This is a genomic window from Croceicoccus mobilis (genome assembly GCF_001661965.1).
Taxonomy (GTDB): domain Bacteria; phylum Pseudomonadota; class Alphaproteobacteria; order Sphingomonadales; family Sphingomonadaceae; genus Croceicoccus; species Croceicoccus mobilis.
Map to the genome: position 1 here is coordinate 1 of NZ_LYWZ01000028.1, position 17,433 is coordinate 17,433.

The following is a 17,433-nucleotide window of genomic DNA, read 5'->3' on the forward strand; positions in this document are numbered from 1 at the left end:
TGCAGGCCGACAGGCTCTGCATCGAGGATGCGGTTGGCCCCATCGGTCGCCGCGCCGCCAGCCTGTTCGATCAGCATGCTCATCGGGTTCGCTTCATATAGCAGGCGCAGCTTCGCCTTACCGTTGCGGTGATCTTCGGGGTAAAGGAACACGCCGCCACGCTTAAGGATGCGATGCACGTCGGCCACCATGGATGCGGTCCAGCGCATGTTGTAATCGACGCCCAAAGGCCCCTCTGCGCCAAGGATGCGCTCTTCCACATATTGGCTGATCGCAGGCGACCACTGGCGACGGCGCGCCATGTTGATCGCAAATTCGCGGCGGCCGGTCGGGATCTTCAATGGCCCGTCGGTCATACGCCACGAACCGATTTCGGCATCCAGCGTGAATTCATAGACGCCCGTGCCCACGGTCAGCACCATCAGCGTCTGCGGGCCATAGATCGCATAGCCCGCCGCCACCTGGCAGTGACCGGGCTGGAGGAAATCACCTTCCTCCACATCGCGGCCAGACGTGTGCTCCGGCGCGCGCAGGATCGAGAAAATAGTGCCGACGGAAAGATCGACATCGACATTGCTCGACCCGTCGATGGGATCGAACAGCAACAGATATTCGCCCTTGGGATAGCGGTTCGGGATCGGGTGGATCGCCTCCATCTCTTCAGACGCCATGCCGGCAAGATGGCCGCCCCACTCATTCGCGTCGAGCAGCAGGTCATTGGCGATCACGTCCAGCTTCTTCTGCACCTCGCCCTGCACGTTTTCGCTGTCGAGGCTGCCCAGCACATCCCCCAAAGCGCCCTTTGAAATGGCGTGATTGATCACCTTGCAGGCGCGGGCAATGGTTTCGATCAAGAGGCGCAGTTCGGCCGGACAGGTCGAATCCGGCATGCGCTGCTGATCGATGAGAAAACGGCTGAGAGTGGGTTTGGACATAGGCAATGCTCTCTGACAGGCTGTCATGACGATTGCGCGACATGTCCCGGCCTCAGCCGAGTGCGGCGCGAATTTCAGCTGCCGCGGCTGCGCCATGGGCAAAGGCCGCAGCCTCTTCCACCATGTCGGCGTCAGGACGCACCCCGGTATACAGCACGAATTGTTCCACCGCCTGCAATACGATTACGCTGGCGCCCGAAATCACCAATTTTTCCATTTCCCGCGCCAGCTTGATAAAGGGCGTTTCGGCTGGCTGGGCGACCACGTCGAAAACGATCTCGGCTGCCGCGACATAGGATTCGGGGAATGCAAGGTCAGCCCCATTCCCGCCCGCCATGCCAAGCGGGGTCACGTTGATCAAAAGGGGCGCTCCCGGTTCGGGCAGGTCGGCGCGCCAGTCATAGCCATATTGCCGGGCCAGCGCGGGGCCGGTGTCGACGTTTCGCGCGATGATGGTGCCATGATCGAAACCCAGATTTCGCAGCGCCGCTGCCACCGCCTTCGCCATCCCGCCGCTTCCGCGCAGGACGAAAGGTGTGGCCGGGTCGATCCTTTTCGCTTTCAGCAAATCGCGAACCGCGATGAAATCGGTGTTGTAGCCGGTAAGCACGCCATCATCATTGACGATGGTGTTGACGCTTTCAATCACGCTGGCCGACGCTTCAATATGGTCGAGGAGCGGAATCACCGCCTCCTTGAACGGCATGGAAATCGCGCTTCCGCGAATACCCAGCGCCCGGATCCCACCGATGGCGGCAGCCAGATCGGTCGTACCGAACGACTTGTAAAGAAAGTCGAGCCCCAGCAACTCATACAGCCGGTTATGTAGCCGCGATCCGCCATTACCGGGCCTGCCGGACAGCGACATGCACAGCTTCGTCGCAGCGCCAATCGGCGGTTTTTCGGTCATCGACAAACACTCTTCATCGGGATTGAGCCTCCATATCCGCCGCTGCATCCACGGCAGCGGACGATCCGCGCACGATCAGCCGGCCTTGTAGCACCACCTTGCGCGCGGGGTTTTCAGGGTGGGCGATGCGCTCGGCCAGCATCGTCATCGCGGTGCGGCCAATTTCGTCTACCGGCTGTTCGATCACGGTCAGCCCGTCGCCGACAAATTCCATCCAGTCGTTATTATCGAATCCTGCCAGCGCGATATCGCCCGGAACACGCAGGCCCAGAACCCGCAATTCGCGCAGCACCGTCAGCAGCATCACGCCATTGCTGGCAACGATGGCATCGGGCCGGTCCGCGCCTGCGAGGATTCCGTGCAGCACCTGCGCGGCCTCGCCATCGGCATGCGGCACGGCATGGCTGGTGGCAGCGATCCCCAACCGGGCGGCGGCTTCCTCGAACCCAATGCGGCGTTCCCGACCGGTATTGCTTTCGGCGCCGAAAAGCCCCGCAATGCGGCGATGGCCACGCTGCACCAGATGCTGCACCAGCGCATCGGCCATCGAGATATTGTCGAGCACCACGCAGTCGAACACCTCACCGGGGATCGTACGGTCGATCAGCACGGTGGGAAAGTCGCGTGGCGGGCGTTTGCGCGTGCTGCGGGCAGGGGCGAGGATGACGCCGGTCACGCGCTCCTCCTCCATCAGACCCAGATAGGCCTCCTCCTTCGCCGGATCTTCATCGGTGTTGCACAGGATGATCCGCATGCCTTGCCGGTTGGCCATGTCTTCGATCGTGCGCGACACGGCCGTGAAGAACGGGTTGCGAATGTCCGCCACGATAAGACCAATGGTATTGGTATGGCGCGAACGCAGACGCCGCGCTGCCAGATTGGGGCGATAGCCGGTGGTCTCCACCGCTTTCAGTACCGCGTCGCGCATGGCGGGATCGACGGGCGTTCCAGACAGGACGCGCGATACGGTAGCGGGGGAAACCCCTGCCGCCCGTGCCACGTCGCGAATACCCACTGCCATGAAAACGTTCTCTCCCGTTATCCGGTCCAATGCCTCTTCTGTGTCAATGATCTTGGCCTTTCGTATTGTTTTCTGCAAGCGCTCTTGACAATTTAGCTGAGAAAACGTTTTCTCAGTTCAGAACGAATGATGGAGAGAAGGATGTTGGCAGAAACCGCCCCCGAAGCGGTCGCACAGACCCATGTGGCGATCGGCGCAAAGGCTGCTTCGAAAGAAGATGCGATCCGCCAGGTGGGCCAGTTGCTTGTCGCGAGTGGCGCTGCCGATCCCGCTTATGTCGAATCGATGCTGGCGCGCGAAGCGGCTGCCAACACCTTCCTCGGCTCTGCCGTGGCGATCCCGCACGGGATGAAGGAAGACCGCGCCATGGTGAAGCATGACGCCATCGCCGTGCTGCAATTGCGCGGCGGGGTCGAATGGAACCCGGGCCAAGGCGCGCGGCTTGTCGTCGGCATTGCCGCCAATTCGGATAGCCATATCGCCATCCTGCGCCGCCTCACCCGCCTGATACAGGATGAGGAGAAGCTGGAGACGCTGATTTCAACCGATGATGCGCAGGCCATCGTGCGCGCATTGGAAAGCGATGCGCCCGAACCGGCGCGAATCGCTGCCACCGATCTGGCCCAGACTGCCGAATGGACAGTCGATTACCCCTCGGGCCTGCATGCGCGGCCCGGATCGGCATGGGTCGACACAGCCAAGGCGCAAAAGGCGCGGCTGCGCGTGCGCCACGGGGACGACAGCGCCGATCCGCGCAGCCTCATATCGCTCCTGCAACTGGGTCTGAAGCAGGGTGACACCGTCATTTTCAGCGCCGAGGGCGAAGGCGCCCGTTCCGCGCTGGATGCGCTGGTAAAGACCGCCCGCAACCTGTCCGCCCGCGAAAAGCGCGATGCGGAGCGGGCAGAAGAAAAGGCCGCCACCCCGATCCGCGGTTGGAAGCCGACCGGAAACCCCGAGATGATCACCGGCGTCGCGGCCAGCCCCGGCCTTGCCATCGGCACGGTGCACGTGCTTGCCGCCGAAGAGCTGGACGTGCCCGACGTGCCGGTCGATCTGGTCACCGGCGGCGCGCAATTGAACGATGCCCTGTCGCAGACCCGCGCCCATATGAAGGCGCTGATCGACGATACCGCGCGCCGGCTTGGCGCGGGCGATGCCGCGATCTTCAAGGCGCAGGCCGATCTGCTCGACGATACCGACCTTATCACTCTTACTTGCCAACTGATGGTCGAGGGGCACGGCGTCGCATGGTCATGGCACAATGCGGTCGAACGCGTCGCGGGCCAGCTTTCGGCGCTGGGCAATCCGGTGCTGGCGGCCCGTGCGGCGGATCTTCACGATGTCGGGCGCCGCGTGCTGGCCGAAATCGACCCCGCGCTCTCCACCGGATCGCTGGCCGACATGCCCGGCGAACCCACGATCCTCGTTGCCTCCGATCTCTCCCCTTCGGATACGGCGACGCTGGATACAGGCCGCGTCGCCGGTATCGCGACCGCACTGGGCGGGCCCACATCGCATAGCGCCATTCTTGCGCGCACGCTGGGCCTGCCCTCTGTCGTGGCGGGCGGCGCGCGCCTGCTGGCGCTGGCGGCGGGGACGACGGCCATCGTCGATGGCGACAGCGGGCGGGTCTGGATCGATCCTTCGGCTGACGATCTCGCCTCTGCCCGCGCATGGATTGCCGATCTGGCGCAGAAACGCGCGGCGGAGGAAGCCGAGCGCGGCCAGCCCGCCATCACCACCGATGGCATGCGGATCGAAGTCGCGGCCAATGTGAACCGCCCCGATCAGGTGCCCTTTGCCGTGGCGCAGGGCGGCGAAGGCGTCGGCCTGATGCGCACCGAATTCCTGTTTCTGGAGGCAGGCGAGACCCCGGACGAAGACGATCAATATGCGATTTATCGCGCCATGATCGACGCGCTGGAAGGGCGTCCGCTGATCGTGCGCGCGCTCGACATCGGCGGTGACAAGCAGGTCCCGCACCTCGACCTGCCCGAAGAGGAGAACCCGTTCCTGGGCGTGCGCGGCGCGCGGCTGCTGCTGCGCCGCCCCGACCTGCTCGATCCGCAATTGCGCGCCTTGTACCGCGCGGCAAAGGAAGGCGGGGACGTAAAGATCATGTTCCCCATGATCACTTCGGCATGGGAACTGATCCGCCTGCGCGCGCGGTGCGAGGAAATCCGCGCCGAACTGGACGCCCCCCAGATCCCCGTTGGCATCATGATCGAGGTGCCCGCTGCCGCCGTGCAGGCGCGCAGCCTTGCCCGCCATGCCAATTTCTTTTCCATCGGCACCAATGATCTTACCCAATATGCGCTCGCCATCGACCGGCAGAACCCTGAACTGGCGGGCGAGGCCGACAGCCTGCACCCTGCCGTGCTCAACCTTATCGCGCTTTGCGTCGAAGGGGCGAAGGAACACGGCTGCTGGGTCGGCGTATGCGGCGGTATCGCGGGCGATCCGTTCGGTGCGGCGCTTCTCACCGGGCTCGGCGTGGCCGAACTTTCGATGACCCCGCGCGACATTCCGGCGGTAAAGGCCCGCCTGCGCGGAGCCGGGATGGACGAGATGAAGGCGCTGGCCGCCCGCGCGCTGGCCGCAGCCGGAGCGGACGAGGTCCGTGCCCTCGATACAGGAGCGGGGGAATGAACATCCTGACCGTCACCTTCAACCCGGCCATCGACCAGACCGTGACGCTCGACCGGCTGACTGTCGGCGCGGTGCACCGCGCGCACCAGGTGCGGCAGAACGCGGGCGGCAAGGGCGTCAATGTCGCCAGCTGTCTTGCCGATTGGAGCACATCCGATAGCGGCACGCCCGTTGCGGCCTATGGCCTGCTCGGCAGCGACAATGCCTCCAGCTTCGATGCGCTGTTTGCACGCAAAGGCATCGCCGACCGCATGATCCGCATTCCCGGATCGACCCGCGTCAACCTCAAGCTGGTCGACGATGCGGGCACCACCGACATCAATCTCGATGGCATCGCCATTGATCGCGGGCGCGCCGAAATGGTCGCCGCAACTCTTGAAAGCGCGGCAGGTTCTGGCGACCTGGCCGTGCTGGCGGGCAGCCTCCCCCCGGGCTGCCCGCCCGATATCTACGGCACATTGACCGCTGCCTTGCGGGCAAAGGGCGCGCGCATCCTGCTCGACACCAGCGGCCTGCCGCTGACCTGCGCGCTGGAAAGCGCGGCATTGCCCGACGTGGTCAAACCCAACCGCGAAGAACTGGCCGACTGGCTGGGTCGCGCGCTGCCCGATACCGCCGCCCTGCTGGATGCCGCGCATGAATTGCGCCGGCGCGGGGTCGCTCTGGTGGTGATTTCCGCCGGCGAGGACGGCGCGATCTTTGTGTCGGGCGAAGGCGCGATTACGGCGAAGCTGACCATCGGTGACATCGCCAGCACCGTGGGCGCGGGCGATGCCATGGTGGCCGGCATCGCCGCCGCGCTGGCAGAGGGTGCCTCGCTCGAGCGCATCGCGCGCCTGTCGACCGCCTTTGCCGTCGCCAAGCTGGGCATGGCCGGTCCCAACCTGCCCGCGCTCGCCAATGTGCGGGCGCTGGTCGAGGACGTGGCGATCCAATGGCTGGAAACCTCCGAAACGAAAACAAGTATGGCTGGAGAGGCCGAATGAGCAAGTTCTACGCAATCGTCGAAGACCGGGACGCTGGCGTACGCGCCTTCCTGGCCGCCGAAGCCCTGCGCAGGGCCGCCGAAAAGACCGGCCGCGCGATAGAGATCGAGGTCCGCACCGAACAGGGCCCGGTCAACCCGCTGCCCGAAGGCGCGCCGGCTGCGGGCGACACGTTGCTGCTGGTCGGCCCCGAACAGGCGTCCGACCCCGCACTGGCCTCTCGCGCCGACAGCCGCCTCACGCTCGATGCCGTACTGTCGGACCCCGACGCCGCATTGGGCGCGGACACTGCCGCACCCGCAGCGGGCAGCGATACGAAGCGCATCGTCGCCGTAACCTCTTGCCCGACCGGCATCGCCCACACCTTCATGGCCGCCGAAGGGCTGCAGGCAGGCGCGGCGCAGCTCGGCTATGACATGCGCGTCGAAACGCAGGGTTCGGTCGGCGCCGGCACGCCGCTGACAGCGGAAGAGATCGCCGCTGCCGATATCGTCATCATCGCTGCCGACCGCGAAGTCGACCGTGCGCGTTTCGCGGGCAAGCGGGTCTTTGCATCCAGCACCAAGCCCGCCATTTCGGGAGGCGCGAAGCTGATCGCCCGCGCGCTGGACGAAGCCGAGACACAGGGCGGCGAGGTGCAGGCTGACGGAGCATCCGGAAACGCGTCCGGCAAGCAGGAACGCACCGGCCCCTATAAGCATCTGATGACCGGCGTGTCCTTCATGCTGCCCTTCGTGGTCGCGGGCGGCCTGCTGATCGCCATGGCGTTCGCGTTGGGCGGGGTCGACGCCAATGCCGATGCCGCCGAAGGGACGTTGGCCCATGCCCTGTTCCAGATCGGCGCGAGTGGCGGCTTTGCCCTGATCGTCCCGGCGCTGGCCGGTTACATCGCCTTTTCCATCGCCGACCGGCCGGGCATCGCGCCGGGCATGATCGGCGGCATGCTTGCCAATTCGATCGGCGCGGGCTTTCTGGGCGGCATCGTCGCGGGTTTCGTCGCGGGCTATGGCGTTTACTGGCTCAACCGCTGGATCCAGCTGCCCAAGAACCTGCAAGGATTGAAGCCCGTCCTCGTTCTGCCTGTGCTGGGCACGCTGTTGACGGGTCTGTTGATGATTTATGCCATCGGCACGCCGGTGGCCGCGCTGCTGAATTTCATGACCGAATGGCTGCGCTCGATGCAGGGGTCGAGCGCGCTGCTTCTGGGCGCGATCCTGGGCGCGATGATGGCGCTCGACATGGGCGGGCCGGTGAACAAGGCGGCCTATGCCTTTTCGATCGGCGTATTGGCGAGCGGCATTTACGGCCCGATGGCCGCGACCATGGCTGCGGGCATGACCCCGCCGCTGGCCGCAGCATTGGCCACCCGCCTGTTCAAATGGCGCTTTTCGCTGGAAGAGCGCGAGGCGGGCGGTGCGGCTGCCGTGCTGGGCCTTGCCTTCGTGACCGAGGGCGCGATCCCCTTTGCCGCGCGCGATCCGCTGCGCATGATCCCCGCGCTGATGGCCGGGTCGGCGCTGGCCGGGGCCATTTCGATGGCGGTGGGCGTGGAACTGCGTACCCCGCATGGCGGCATTTTCGTGCTGCCTATCCCGGGCGCGGTCACCCATGTCGGGCTTTATGCCGTCGCCATCATTGCCGGCACGGTGCTGTCCGCCGTGCTTGTCGGCCTGTTGAAACGCACGGCGCCTGCCGCCGCTGCCGCCTGATACCCCACGCAAAGGTTCAATCGATGACCGTCACATTCCCCCACGGCGCCTGCCGCACAGGCGCTGCCGCCCTCGCTATTGCCACGGCCCTGTCGCTATCGCCTGCTGCGGCCCTTGCACAAGACGGCGACGCCAGCACTGTCGCCGACCGGCAGGATCCGCTGCCCCCGGCCTTGCCCGAACCTGCCCGGCGCGAGGTCACCCCGTTCCAGCCCCTGGCCGATGACGGCATCACGCTTGCGCTGAACTATACGGGCGAGGCTGCCGCCAATCTGTCGGGCGGGCTGACGAAGGACGCCGCCTATGCGGGTCAGGTCTATGTCGGCGCCGATTTCGACATGGACACCATCGCCGGAATTTCGGGCGCGAAGATCCATGCCGCCGTCACCAACCGGCACGGCAAAAGCCTGTCGGCGCTCGCGCTGGGCAACAACACCTCGGTGCAGGAAATCTGGGGCACGCAAAACACCCATCTTGCGATCCTGACATGGGAACAGAGTATGCTGGACGGCGCGCTGACCGTTGAGGCAGGCAAGAGCCAGGCCAATATCCATTTCCTGAATTCGCAATATTACTGCCATTTCCAGAACAATTCGGTTTGCGGCAATCCGACCTTCGTCTTCAAGAACAGCAATTTCACCTATTTCCCGGCATCGAGCTGGATGGCCCATGCCAAGGCGCAGTTCACTGACGAGATCAGCCTGCATGCCGGCGTTTACGAGGTGAACCCGCGCCGCAAGCGGCCCAACGACGATGGCTTCACCTTCTCGTTCAAGGGCGGCACCGGCGTCGTCATCCCGTGGGAGCTGGAATATGCGCCCCAATCCGGGCTGCCGGGCCGCTATATCCTGGGCGGCTGGATCGACAGGGGCGATTATGCCGATCCGCTGCTCGACGATGATGGCGATATCGCGATCCTGTCGGGCGAAGCGGCGGCGACGCGCAAGGGGCGTTCGGGCCTGTATGTCCGCGCCGAACAGCAGATCACCGGCACCGCCGGGCCCAACCCGCGCGGGCTGGCGATCTTTGGCGTCGCGATGACCAACCTGTCGGGCCGGGTCGAGGAAAGCCGCTTCCTCGATTTCGGGATCGTGCAGACCGGCACTTTCCCCGGCCGCGATCGGGACACGTTGGGCTTCGTGATTTCCGACCAGCGCTTTTCCGACCTCGCGATGGAGCGTATGCGCGCCGCACGCGTTGCCGCAGGCGGCGATGGCGATATCTCCCGCCACCAAGTGATGATGGAACTGGCCTATGGCGCGCAGCTGACTCCTGCGGTCCGGATCTCGCCAAATGTCCAGTATATCGTGAACCCCGACCAGACCGGCGCGCCGTTTCGCACGAGCGATATTCCAGATGCACTGATCGTGGGCTTCAAATTCACCATCGACGGCCCGACATTATTGGGGCGGTGAGGCCAGTTTCAGACGAGTTCGGTCGTGGCAGGTTGCGACGCGGTGCCAATCCCTGATGCGGCCGAACACGATCTCGATGCGATTGCGATGCTGAATCGGCGCTTCTCTTATTGGCGTTCATGCCGCCCTTGGTCCGCCCTATCAGGCGCCCGAGATACCTTGTTCACTCCACGGCTGGAAGCGGTGCGCTTTCACCTTCCATCATGCGTCCGAAGAGCCTCCTTTCGCTCCAGTACTTCCAGCGGTTTTGAAGCGTTTCGTGAGGCACGTTTTCCTTGGGAGGCTCCCGCCAGCGAAACCCATCGCGATTGAGGAAGCTCTTGGGAAAATGCGATGGCAGACGTGCCATTTGCTCGTCGGTAAGCCCACACCGGCCGCTTATGTCCAATCTCATCGCGGAGCCAGAAGCCAAAGGCGCGCAGGGCACAGTCACATCGCGGCATGCCAATCAATTAGTCCCGAGCCTGGCAAATTCACGGAACTCTTGCGTTACGCAGCCCGTCACGGCGGTCCACGCGCCGAAGGGCCGCTGCGATCTAGCCCTGCGAAAGATCGGACTGGCGCTGGGCAAGAAGCCTCAGCGTGTCCACGACATCGTCAAAAGTGAAAGGCTTGGGAAGGCGTGCGGCGGCATCGAAATCGCCAATTGCGCTGTTGCCGCTCATGATCGCGAAAAATTTCGACCTTGCGGCCAATTCCTCAAGCACGGGATCGGAAGGCCCGTCTGCCAGGCCGAGGTCGACGAGCGCGACGTCGAATTCGACCGTTTCGATCGCCTCCATCGTTTCGCTTGTCGACGAATAAGGCCCCACGATAGAGCAACCGGCGTCTTCGAGCATGTCTTCGAGCAAGATGCAGATAAGCCCTTCATCCTCGCAAACGAGAACCGAAAGGCCTTTGATAGAGGGCGGCGTTACATGTTCGGATTGCTGCACGATGCGTTGCGACCTCCAAGCGGACGCCCACAATGAACGTGCGAAAAACTGCTTATCCAAATACGAGCAGACGGTTGCTTTGTTCCTGAGCAGACCATCTTTTCCAGATCGCCCCGGCTCACGGAATCTTGTGGGCAAGAATGATGACATGCGCCTCGATGTCGTCTTCGCCCTGCCAATGGGCATCGTGCCTGGCCTCGATCACGCGCACGGCAAATCCGCTTCGCGCGAGCCGGCCAGCAAAGCGATCGTCGTGCGCCGCCGACCAGATCGCAAGCAGGCCTTCGGGCCGCAGGGCGTTTCGCGCCGCGACAAGGCCGTCTGCGGAGTAAAGCCAATCGTTGCAGCGCCTCGTCAGGCCCTCAGGGCCGTTGTCGACGTCGAGCAGGATGCAGTCATATCCTTCGCTCGCAGCCTCGATCAGCATCCCGACATCGTCCTCGATCAGGACCACGCGGGGATCGTCAAGACAACCCGCCGTGACAGCGATCATCGGCCCCCGCGCCCACTCGACGATCTTGGGCACGATTTCCGCCACCGTTACTTCCGCGTCAGCTTCGAGACCGGCAAGGGCGGCCCTGAGCGTGAAACCCATGCCATAACCGCCGATCAGCATCTGCACACCCGCGCGCCCGGCCATTTGCGCGCAGGCCACTCCGGCAAGCTCCTGTTCGGACGAGGACAGGTCGGTACTCATCAGTTCGTGGTGGTCCAGCAGGATCGAGAAATCGTCGCCACTGCGGATCAGGCGCAGGCGGCCGCCATCGGGCACGAAGGCGATATCGACTAGCTGTTCGTCATCCTCAAGCGGGGACCAGTTCGGTACGGCCGGCGGCATGTCGGCCTTTTTCGACGCCAGTATCGTCAAGGCCGGGGCTACCTTCGCGCTTTGCGGGCGGCATATTTGGCATCGCGCGCAGCCTTGCGCTCGGCCTCGGTGGGGCCGGGCGGGGGCGAGGACATTGCCTCGATCCGCGCCGCCTTTTCCGCTTGCTCGCGCGCCTTTTTCTCTTTCAGGGCCGCGCGCTTTTCCGCCTGGACCTGCGCACGCGCCTCTGCAGCAGCCATACGTTTGGCCTGCACTGCGGGATCCACCGGCGCCTTTGCCCTGAGTTTTGCCAATGCCTTCTCTCGCGCTGCCGCGGCCGCGTTGCGGCGCTCGTTGAGATCGGGTTCCTTGTATGCTGCCATGACGTGCTTGCCTGTGAGAGAATTGGAAAAATGCTGCCGGTGTGTTCATTCTGGATCAGACGAAGCCAGCTTCGCATCAGGGCGATCACCGCGTTCGCTTTGCTGCTCGCGCCGGGTCTGTTCAGCCCGTTCAGCGCAAAGCTTCGATCGCAGCCTCGATCGCGCGGGCGTGGCGGAATTCGACTGACTGGCTCAGAACATCTCAGGCAGCGGAACCCCCGCATCCGCAGTGCGGAAACGGGGGCAAGATCGGCAAGCCTAGTCAGCCGCGGAAAGATTCACCGCGCTGGCCTTGCCATTGCGGCCCTGCTCGACCTCGAAGTTGAGGCGCTGCTCCTTGTCCAGCGTCTGCATGCCGGCTGCCTGGACCGCTGAGATATGCACGAAGCTGTCCGGCGAGCCATCGTCGGGCTGGATGAAGCCATAGCCCTTGTCAGCATTGAAGAATTTTACGGTGCCAGTCTTGCTCATGATCAGTTCCTTTCAAGAACGATGAGTGGCCGCGCCGCGACATGCGGTACGGTAAGCGTAAGGCCGTCCAATGAAAGGAAGTCGTCGTCTGGTTGCGCCACGCCGCAAGGCGGCAAGAGGCGGTTGTCAAAGGCCGAAGTCCGTCGCAAATTTCGACGTCAGCGATTGCGATGTAGCACGGCTGGCACGCTCGACCTAATTATTTGAACCCGGCAATGCCGGACATTGTTTGGCAAGTGGAAGTGCGTGGCCCGGCACCCCCCGCCGGGCCACGCTGACCAGGGCCGGTCGCAGGACTGCACGGCCTTCCCTGGTCCAAGAACCCTGAGCGCCCTTTTGGGCCCAGTCTGAGTTTCCGACGTCCGTCAGTGCGACTGGCCGTTTCCTCGATCCGGCTGGATTTGCACCCAATCAGCCGCTTGCATCACCATCGGGGCTGCGCCAGACGGCGCAGGGATCGACCGAAACGGTCCACGGGCTTTAGGTAGACCGGCTGGTCGCATGACGGATCGTAACCGAGGAACCTAATCACGGCATCGTGAAGCGGGGCTGTGAAACACACCCCGGCATTCGCGCCGGAGTGCCAACCACCTTGCCATCCGTGGCCGCAGGTTCGGTGAATCTGAGCGCGACGAGGCTGCCCTCGCTCATCCTTGCGCCCGGCACTTCGATCATGCAGCCGCTTTTCGAAACATTGTAGACATAAGCATCGAAGACGCGTCGCGCGCTCGTGCAGCGAAACGTTTTGCCGACACTGATCCTGCCAGAATTTCGGTTTTCCATCGGGCTCCCCGTCCGGTGGGATGGATCGGGCATCAAGGGGCAGCGATCCAGCCGAAACCTGCCGACACGTCAGTTGCCTGAATACGGTTGCGCGCGCCGCTTGAGCTTCCTGGTCGAAGCGTTCGCAGTCAGCGCGCAGGCCAGTGCCGCACCGACTGTCGGGAGAATATTGCTGTCCTTTCGGAGGCGGGCAGGAAGCGGAAAGGCGATGATGACGCTCATCGGTATTGCTGCACGTTCATGTCATGGCGAATGCGCCGCAACCGTGCAGAGTAGTGCCGAACCATATCGAAATGCGCCCCCCGGAATCCGGATGAGCGCCATCGGTTGGCATTCATCAATGCGATCTGATGATGATATAAAAGTTGATTGAGATCCATGTCGCGCTCCTCGATGCGGGAGCGCGGAGGTCTCTCAGCCACGGGATGCATCTTGAAGTGTCCCGCAATGGATGATGCATAGCATCCTTCACTGTTCGGACATAGCGATCATTTCCCGATGAAGATCCTTCTCGTTTTGCAGAGTGCGGCTATGTCAGGGTCGAGCCAGGTGCAGGCGACCGATCAAGGAATTGGCCACGACAGCCAACCAACGCTTCCCAGACACCGAAGTAGCGCCATGGGCCGCTGAAATCTGCCGAATATGGCAGAATGATCGGGCCGAAAATTCGCACTTGCCATTCTGACGAAGAGAACGGGCCATGCCGCGCACCACGTTCGCTTATCAAAAGCTGACGCGGGCGCTGACGGACGCGTTCAGCGGCTTTGCTGGCTGGATGTTGTTGTCGCCATGAGCGCTGGGGTAATAATCCTCGTCGAAGATGTTCTCGATATTCAGCTGCAGCGAAACCTTCTCGTTCACCTTGAAATAGCCGGCAAGATCGACCCGCGTATAGGACGGCAGCACGACCGCATTGCTGAGCGAGGCATATTGCTTTGACGCATGCACGATGCCCCCGCCGATGCCGATGCGGCGCGTGATGTCATAGCGGGTCCATGCCGCGATATGGTGATCGGGCACCTGCTCCAGCACGGTACCCGGCTCGGTGCTGCCAACGCGGGAGCGGACTTTGCCGTCGAGATAGGTGTAGCCGATATTGGCGTTCCAGCCCGGCGCCAGCTCGCCGGTCAGCTGGGCTTCGAAGCCGCGCGTGCGGGTCTTGCCGGTCAGCACCACGAAGCCGGGATTGTCGGGATCGGTGGTCTGGCGGTTCGATCGTTCCAGCTGGAACACTGCGGCCGTCACCAGCAGATGCGGGCGCGGTGCCCATTTGATGCCGGCTTCGATATTCTCGAACTTCTCCGGCGCCAGCTCTGCCGAAGTGGGGCTGATAAGCACGAACTGATCGCCTGCCTGCGGCAGGAAGCTTTCCGAATAGCTCGCATAGAGCGATAGCGTCTGCTGCGGCTTCACCACCACGCCGAAACGCGGGCTCCACTTCTCGTCCTTGCGCGAAGCGGGTGTTCCGCTGACGAGGTCGACGGTCTTGAGGTCGAAGCTTTCGAAGCGCACGCCGCCGATCAGCTGGAGATGCTCGCCGATTTCGATCTGGTCCTGCACATAGGCGGACAGCACGGTCAGCTCCGACGCGCGGTTGCGCGCCAGCGGGTCGAGGACAAATTCCGGAACGGTGATGTCATCGCTCAGCGCTACCTGCACCGAGGTCGGGCCATCAATGCTGCCGAAATGGACGATATCGCGCGAATTGCCGGTGTCTTGGCTAATCGCCTCGAACCCGGCGAGGAAGGTGTGGCCGATGCCGCCGGTATTGCCTTCCCAGACCAGATTACCCTGCCCGATCCAGTTGCGGCGCGTCGTCGCGTCGCGATATCCGGCAAGGCTTAGCGTATCGCCGTCAGTGCCGGTCGGCACGATATTGGCATAGACCTTGTCGTAATCGGCGAACTGCCCGCTGACATTTACGCTAAGGCTCTCGGAGAGCTGATGGTCGACGCGGGCGCGGGCAATATGCACCTGCGATTTCGCCTCGTTAAAGCCGGGCTGGCCGAAAAACGCCTTGTCATAACCCTTGAGCGGAGCGCCGTTCAGCGAGGGGACGCCGCGGTCGGTCACGCGTTCGTCATCGTCATAGCTATAGCTGAGAACGACGCGGGTGCGGTCCGACGGGTCCAGCGTCACGGTCGGGTTCACGCCGATAAAGCGGCCCTCGTACGCGTCGCGGTGGCTGGCAAATTCCTCATAGGTCGCATTGAGCCGGGCCGCGGAGGACAGGGAGAGCGGCTGGTTGATGTCGCCCGAAATCGCGAAGGCGCCGAAACTGTCCACCGATCCGGCAGCCGAGGTGAAAGCAGTGTCGGGGCTGGCGGTCTTGCTAACGCGATTGATTACGCCGCCGCCGCCGCCGCGGCCAAAGATCAGCGCGTTCGAACCCTTGAGGATCTCGACCCGTTCGACATTATAGAGCGAGCGATAATATTGCGCATCGTCGCGCAGGCCGTTGAGATAGAAATCGGCCGTGCTCTCCTGCCCGCGAATGAATACCTCGTCGCGGTGCCCTTCGCCCGATTCCAGCGATACGCCCGCGACGAAGCGCAGCGCATCGTTAAGCTGGCGCACGTTCTGGTCCTCGATCTGGTCGCGGGTGATGACGGACATGGCCTGCGGCACGTCGATGACAGGCGTTGGCGTCTTGGTCGCGCTCGACCCGTCATCGATCGCATAGCTGCCGCGTTCACCGGCAACGAGTATCTCATCCGGCAGATAGGAGCGGCGCTTGTCCTGATCCTGCTCCTCGGCAAAGGCCGGCGCGGCGGACGCGGCGAGAGCCACGGCCAGCGACGCATGCAAGGATCCAGCGGAAAGACGGCGAACAGACATTGAACCTCCCAACACTGCGATTGATTCGCAATTTGGGAAGGCTGCTAATGCGAGTTGATCGCAAAGGCAATGGGGCTGACGAAATCTTCGCAGATCGTTGCGTAAGGGGGCCGGCCCACCAATGGCCGCAGGCCCGGCTTTCAGCCCCGGATTTCAGGAAAGGATTTCAGGGCGCAGGCCTAGAACGCGAACGCACTTGCCTTAGCGCCGCTATGGGTCGTTCCGCGCAGGTCTTGGGTAAAACGCTCCTGCCAGTCGGTCAGGCTGTTCCGGGCGATGCTGTCGTTCAATGCCTGCCACCGCGCGATCCGCTCATCGCGTCCCATGTCGAGCGCCTCGGCGAAAACCTCGGCGCATTGTTCCTTGTCATAGGGGTTGATGAGCAGGGCATCGCCCAATTGTTCGGCAGCGCCGGTAAAGCGCGAGAGAATGAGGACACCGGGATCGTCGGGTGATTGGGCCGCGACGAATTCCTTGGCGACGAGATTCATGCCGTCGCGCAGGCTGGTGACGATGCACGCATCTGCCGCGCGATAGATCCCGGCCAAGGCGTCGCGACCATAGGACTGCGTATGATAGCTCAGCGGAGACCAGTCGAGCGTGCCATATTGCCCATTGATCCGCCCGGCCTCTGCGGCCAGTTCGTCGCCGAGGTTGCGATATTCCTCCACCAGTCCCCGGCTGGGCTGGCCGATCTGTAGCAGGCGCACCGATCCGTGCCTTTCGGGGAAGCGTTCGAGGAAGCGTTCATAGCCCGCGAATTTCTGGGGCAGCCCCTTGGAGTAATCGATGCGGTCGACGCCCAGCATGATCTTTTCCTCGCCCGCCCTGTCGCGCAGCATGGCCTCGCTCCTTGCGGCGGCCTCGCTTTTGCCCAGTTCGACCATCTCCCCGGGATTGATGCTGATCGGATAGGCGCGTGCGTGAAGCTTGCGGCCGAAATGGTCGATCAGCCCGTCTGGCGACGGATCGACCCCCAGTTCGGTTTCGACATAATCGGTAAAGGCGCCAAGATCCTTGTTCGACTGGAAGCCGACAAGGTCATATCCGAACAGCGACCAGACGAGATCCTCATGCTGGGGCAGGGTGACGAAGAGTTCGCGCGCGGGCCATGGGATATGAAGGAAGAAGCCGATGCGGTTCTTCACGCCCAGCGCCCGCAACTCCCGCCCCAGCGGGATCAGGTGATAATCCTGCACCCAGATCACGTCATCGGGTTCGACCAGCGAGCGGATTGCGCGTGCGAAAGTGCGATTCACATCCAGATAGGCATCGCGGAACGATTGCTCATAGGCGGTAAGGTCGATGCGGTGATGGAACAGGGGCCAGAGCGTGCGATTGGCATAGCCGTTGTAATATTCCTCGACGTTCTGGCGCGACAAATCGACCCGCGCGAGGGTGATGTCGCCCACCTCGGAAAATACCGGCTCGCCGTCCTCCTCGGCGGTCCGACCGCTCCAGCCCAGCCAGATGCCGCCGCTCTCCTTCAGCGCATTGCCCATGGCCATTGCCAGCCCGCCCGAGCTGGCACCGCCGGGTTTGTCGAGGTCGGCAACGCGGTTCGATACGACAATCAGCCGTGACAAT

Annotated in this window: 15 protein-coding genes and 1 pseudogene; 4 read left to right on the plus strand and 12 right to left on the minus strand. The window is 63.4% G+C overall.

Features of this window, described 5'->3' with window-relative positions:
* From A9D13_RS17835 to A9D13_RS17845, 3 genes are all read right to left on the minus strand, one after another.
* Positions 1–935, minus strand: a 935-nt coding sequence (locus A9D13_RS17835; protein ID WP_066771795.1) for a class 1 fructose-bisphosphatase, incomplete at its 3' end; no start/stop codon positions are given.
* A 52-nt stretch (positions 936–987) separates the two neighbouring features.
* The gene (locus A9D13_RS17840; RefSeq protein ID WP_082922544.1) at positions 988–1,845 is read right to left on the minus strand and encodes a shikimate 5-dehydrogenase; all 858 of its coding nucleotides are present in this window, start codon (positions 1,843–1,845) and stop codon (positions 988–990) included.
* A gap of 13 nt (positions 1,846–1,858) precedes the next feature.
* Positions 1,859–2,866 carry a LacI family DNA-binding transcriptional regulator gene (locus A9D13_RS17845; RefSeq protein ID WP_066776862.1) on the minus strand — a complete coding sequence of 336 codons (1,008 nt, stop codon included), beginning with the start codon at positions 2,864–2,866 and terminating at the stop codon, positions 1,859–1,861.
* 141 nt (positions 2,867–3,007) lie between these two features.
* Here A9D13_RS17845 and ptsP point away from each other — a divergent pair, with 141 nt between their 5' ends.
* Genes ptsP through A9D13_RS17865 form a run of 4 tightly spaced genes read left to right on the plus strand, consistent with a single transcriptional unit; the run spans position 3,008 to position 9,628 of the window.
* On the plus strand, positions 3,008–5,518 hold the full coding sequence (gene ptsP / locus A9D13_RS17850; RefSeq protein ID WP_066776864.1) for a phosphoenolpyruvate--protein phosphotransferase: 2,511 nt from the start codon (positions 3,008–3,010) through the stop codon (positions 5,516–5,518).
* The gene (gene pfkB, locus A9D13_RS17855; RefSeq protein ID WP_066776866.1) at positions 5,515–6,504 is read left to right on the plus strand and encodes a 1-phosphofructokinase; all 990 of its coding nucleotides are present in this window, start codon (positions 5,515–5,517) and stop codon (positions 6,502–6,504) included. The genes ptsP and pfkB overlap by 4 nt, the downstream gene beginning before the upstream one ends.
* Positions 6,501–8,213 carry a PTS fructose transporter subunit IIC gene (locus A9D13_RS17860; RefSeq protein WP_066776868.1) on the plus strand — a complete coding sequence of 571 codons (1,713 nt, stop codon included), beginning with the start codon at positions 6,501–6,503 and terminating at the stop codon, positions 8,211–8,213. The genes pfkB and A9D13_RS17860 overlap by 4 nt, the downstream gene beginning before the upstream one ends.
* 23 nt (positions 8,214–8,236) lie before the next feature.
* Positions 8,237–9,628, plus strand: coding sequence for a carbohydrate porin (locus A9D13_RS17865; protein WP_066776871.1), 1,392 nt, complete (start codon positions 8,237–8,239; stop codon positions 9,626–9,628).
* A gap of 115 nt (positions 9,629–9,743) precedes the next feature.
* Here A9D13_RS17865 and A9D13_RS20235 read toward each other — a convergent pair.
* From A9D13_RS20235 to A9D13_RS17895, 9 genes and pseudogenes are all read right to left on the minus strand, one after another.
* Positions 9,744–10,022 (minus strand): annotated as a pseudogene (locus A9D13_RS20235) (hypothetical protein); the annotation flags it as partial.
* 142 nt (positions 10,023–10,164) lie between these two features.
* Positions 10,165–10,479, minus strand: a complete 315-nt coding sequence (locus tag A9D13_RS20865) for a response regulator (protein ID WP_172808220.1) — start codon at positions 10,477–10,479, stop codon at positions 10,165–10,167.
* Between the two features lie 202 nt (positions 10,480–10,681).
* A complete protein-coding gene (locus A9D13_RS17875) occupies positions 10,682–11,401 on the minus strand; it encodes a polyamine aminopropyltransferase (RefSeq protein WP_066777541.1) in 720 nt (239 codons plus the stop codon).
* A gap of 38 nt (positions 11,402–11,439) precedes the next feature.
* A complete protein-coding gene (locus A9D13_RS17880; protein ID WP_066776876.1) occupies positions 11,440–11,754 on the minus strand; it encodes a DUF6481 family protein in 315 nt (104 codons plus the stop codon).
* A gap of 258 nt (positions 11,755–12,012) precedes the next feature.
* Positions 12,013–12,225, minus strand: coding sequence for a cold-shock protein (locus A9D13_RS17885; protein ID WP_066776879.1), 213 nt, complete (start codon positions 12,223–12,225; stop codon positions 12,013–12,015).
* Between the two features lie 528 nt (positions 12,226–12,753).
* Complete coding sequence (locus A9D13_RS21445; protein WP_156522161.1) at positions 12,754–13,041, minus strand: PilZ domain-containing protein; 288 nt, start codon at positions 13,039–13,041, stop codon at positions 12,754–12,756.
* A gap of 185 nt (positions 13,042–13,226) precedes the next feature.
* Positions 13,227–13,388 (minus strand): hypothetical protein, encoded by a 162-nt coding sequence (locus A9D13_RS20870; protein WP_172808221.1) that lies wholly within the window; start codon positions 13,386–13,388, stop codon positions 13,227–13,229.
* 343 nt (positions 13,389–13,731) lie between these two features.
* Positions 13,732–15,846, minus strand: coding sequence for a TonB-dependent receptor (locus tag A9D13_RS17890; RefSeq protein ID WP_066776883.1), 2,115 nt, complete (start codon positions 15,844–15,846; stop codon positions 13,732–13,734).
* Positions 15,847–16,025: 179 nt separating this feature from the next.
* On the minus strand, positions 16,026–17,432 hold the full coding sequence (locus A9D13_RS17895; RefSeq protein ID WP_066776886.1) for an alpha,alpha-trehalose-phosphate synthase (UDP-forming): 1,407 nt from the start codon (positions 17,430–17,432) through the stop codon (positions 16,026–16,028).
* Position 17,433: the final 1 nt, after the last annotated feature.

Coding starts and splice junctions, on each gene's coding strand:
- A9D13_RS21445 (WP_156522161.1), bottom strand. CDS start 13,041: ATGCCCGATCCATCCCACCGGACGGGGAGCCCGATGGAAAACCGAAAT.
- A9D13_RS17875 (WP_066777541.1), bottom strand. CDS start 11,401: ATGCCGCCGGCCGTACCGAACTGGTCCCCGCTTGAGGATGACGAACAG.
- A9D13_RS17865 (WP_066776871.1), top strand. CDS start 8,237: ATGACCGTCACATTCCCCCACGGCGCCTGCCGCACAGGCGCTGCCGCC.
- A9D13_RS17845 (WP_066776862.1), bottom strand. CDS start 2,866: ATGGCAGTGGGTATTCGCGACGTGGCACGGGCGGCAGGGGTTTCCCCC.
- A9D13_RS17860 (WP_066776868.1), top strand. CDS start 6,501: ATGAGCAAGTTCTACGCAATCGTCGAAGACCGGGACGCTGGCGTACGC.
- A9D13_RS17840 (WP_082922544.1), bottom strand. CDS start 1,845: ATGACCGAAAAACCGCCGATTGGCGCTGCGACGAAGCTGTGCATGTCG.
- A9D13_RS20870 (WP_172808221.1), bottom strand. CDS start 13,388: ATGGATCTCAATCAACTTTTATATCATCATCAGATCGCATTGATGAAT.
- A9D13_RS17880 (WP_066776876.1), bottom strand. CDS start 11,754: ATGGCAGCATACAAGGAACCCGATCTCAACGAGCGCCGCAACGCGGCC.
- ptsP (WP_066776864.1), top strand. CDS start 3,008: ATGTTGGCAGAAACCGCCCCCGAAGCGGTCGCACAGACCCATGTGGCG.
- A9D13_RS17885 (WP_066776879.1), bottom strand. CDS start 12,225: ATGAGCAAGACTGGCACCGTAAAATTCTTCAATGCTGACAAGGGCTAT.
- pfkB (WP_066776866.1), top strand. CDS start 5,515: ATGAACATCCTGACCGTCACCTTCAACCCGGCCATCGACCAGACCGTG.
- A9D13_RS17890 (WP_066776883.1), bottom strand. CDS start 15,846: ATGTCTGTTCGCCGTCTTTCCGCTGGATCCTTGCATGCGTCGCTGGCC.